Here is a 2,828-nt window from a genome sequence, read left to right as displayed (position 1 = left end):
AGGGGGCTCAAGGCCCCGGCAGATCTCATCTTGAAACGAGTTTCCCGCTTAGATGCTTTCAGCGGTTATCTCTTCCACACTTAGCTACTCGGCAATGCCACTGGCGTGACAACCGATACACCAGAGGTGTGTCCACTCCGGTCCTCTCGTACTAGGAGCAGGCTTCCTCAAATCTGCAGCGCCCACGGAAGATAGGGACCAAACTGTCTCACGACGTTTTAAACCCAGCTCACGTACCTCTTTAAATGGCGAACAGCCATACCCTTGGGACCGACTACAGCCCCAGGATGAGATGAGCCGACATCGAGGTGCCAAACACCGCCGTCGATATGAACTCTTGGGCGGTATCAGCCTGTTATCCCCAGAGTACCTTTTATCCGTTGAGCGATGGCCCTTCCATACAGAACCACCGGATCACTATGTCCTGCTTTCGCATCTGCTCGACTTGTCAGTCTCGCAGTTAAGCACGCTTATGCCATTGCACTATCGTCACGATGTCCGACCGTAACTAGCGTACCTTCGAACTCCTCCGTTACGCTTTGGGAGGAGACCGCCCCAGTCAAACTGCCTACCATGCACTGTCCCCGATCCCGATAAGGGACCTGGGTTAGAACCTCAAACGCACCAGGGTGGTATTTCAACGTCGGCTCCATGAGAACTAGCGTCCTCACTTCAAAGCCTCCCACCTATCCTACACAGATCCGTTCAAAATCCAATACAAAGCTACAGTAAAGGTTCATGGGGTCTTTCCGTCTTTCCGCGGGGAGATTGCATCATCACAAACATTTCAACTTCGCTGAGTCTCTGGAGGAGACAGTGTGGCCATCGTTACGCCATTCGTGCAGGTCGGAACTTACCCGACAAGGAATTTCGCTACCTTAGGACCGTTATAGTTACGGCCGCCGTTTACTGGGACTTCAATCAAGAGCTTGCACCCCATCATTTAATCTTCCAGCACCGGGCAGGCGTCACACCCTATACGTCCACTTTCGTGTTTGCAGAGTGCTGTGTTTTTATTAAACAGTCGCAGCCACCGATTTTTTGCAACCGCTTTGGGCTCCCTTTGTTCAAGTTCACCTACTTGCGGCATACCTTCTCCCGAAGTTACGGTATCAATTTGCCGAGTTCCTTCTCCAGAGTTCTCTCAAGCGCCTTAGAATACTCATCTCGCGCACCAGTGTCGGTTTGCGGTACGGTCGTGTGTAGCTGAAGCTTAGTGGCTTTTCCTGGAAGCAGGGTATCACTCACTTCGTCTGCAAGCAGACTCGTTATCACCCCTCATCTAAGCCCGGCGGATTTGCCTACCAGGCACGACTACAGGCTTGAACCAACATATCCAACAGTTGGCTGAGCTAACCTTCTCCGTCCCCACATCGCACTACACATCGGTACAGGAATATTGACCTGTTTCCCATCAGCTACGCATCTCTGCCTCGCCTTAGGGGCCGACTCACCCTACGCCGATGAACGTTGCGTAGGAAACCTTGCGCTTACGGCGAGGGGGCTTTTCACCCCCTTTAACGCTACTCATGTCAGCATTCGCACTTCTGATACCTCCAGCACCCGTTACCAGGCACCTTCACAGGCTTACAGAACGCTCTCCTACCACTTGCAATAAATTGCAAATCCGCAGCTTCGGTAACTGGCTTAGCCCCGTTACATCTTCCGCGCAGGACGACTCGATCAGTGAGCTATTACGCTTTCTTTAAATGATGGCTGCTTCTAAGCCAACATCCTGACTGTTTTAGCCTTCCCACTTCGTTTCCCACTTAGCCAATTTTAGGGACCTTAGCTGGCGGTCTGGGTTGTTTCCCTCTTGAGTCCGGACGTTAGCACCCGGTGCTCTGTCTCCCAAGCTGTACTCTGCGGTATTCGGAGTTTGCATAGGTTTGGTAAGTCGCCATGACCCCCTAGCCTAAACAGTGCTCTACCCCCGCAGGTAATACTTGAGGCACTACCTAAATAGTTTTCGGAGAGAACCAGCTATTTCCAAGTTTGTTTAGCCTTTCACCCCTATCCACAGCTCATCCGCTAGTTTTGCAACACTAGTCGGTTCGGACCTCCAGTACCTGTTACGGCACCTTCATCCTGGCCATGGATAGATCACTTGGTTTCGGGTCTACACCCAGCGACTGGACGCCCTATTCGGACTCGATTTCTCTACGGCTCCCCTATTCGGTTAACCTTGCCACTGAATGTAAGTCGCTGACCCATTATACAAAAGGTACGCAGTCACCCTTGCGGGCTCCTACTTTTTGTAAGCATGCGGTTTCAGGATCTATTTCACTCCCCTCCCGGGGTTCTTTTCGCCTTTCCCTCACGGTACTGGTTCACTATCGGTCGATGATGAGTATTTAGCCTTGGAGGATGGTCCCCCCATATTCAGACAGGGTTTCTCGTGCCCCGCCCTACTTTTCTCTAGCTCAGTACCACCAGTCGGTTTTCACATACAGGGCTATCACCTACTATGGCCGGACTTTCCATTCCGTTTTGTTAACCGTCTGACTATCACTAGAAGGCTGTTCCGATTTCGCTCGCCACTACTTTCGGAATCTCGGTTGATGTCTTTTCCTCTGGGTACTTAGATGTTTCAGTTCTCCAGGTTCGCCTCGCATACCTATGTATTCAGTATGCGATACCCTTGCGGGTGGGTTTCCCCATTCAGAAATCTCCGGATCAAAGCTTATTTGCCAGCTCCCCGAAGCTTATCGCAGGCTATCACGTCTTTCGTCGCCTATCATCGCCAAGGCATCCACCACATGCTCTTAGTCACTTGACCCTATAACTTTGATCTCTCTTGCGAGATTTCGCCGTTTTCTTTCAAGGAC

At 51.4% G+C, this 2,828-nt stretch carries 1 rRNA gene; it reads right to left on the bottom strand.

The window, feature by feature from the left end:
- A 23S ribosomal RNA gene (locus GRX31_RS30130) occupies positions 1 to 2,779 on the bottom strand; the annotation flags it as partial.
- Positions 2,780 to 2,828: the final 49 nt, after the last annotated feature.

Source organism: Delftia sp. CH05, assembly GCF_009827015.1.
Lineage (GTDB): Bacteria > Pseudomonadota > Gammaproteobacteria > Burkholderiales > Burkholderiaceae_C > Comamonas > Comamonas tsuruhatensis.
The sequence above is the reverse complement of the archived record's forward strand: the minus strand, read 5'-3'. Positions and strand labels throughout refer to the sequence as shown.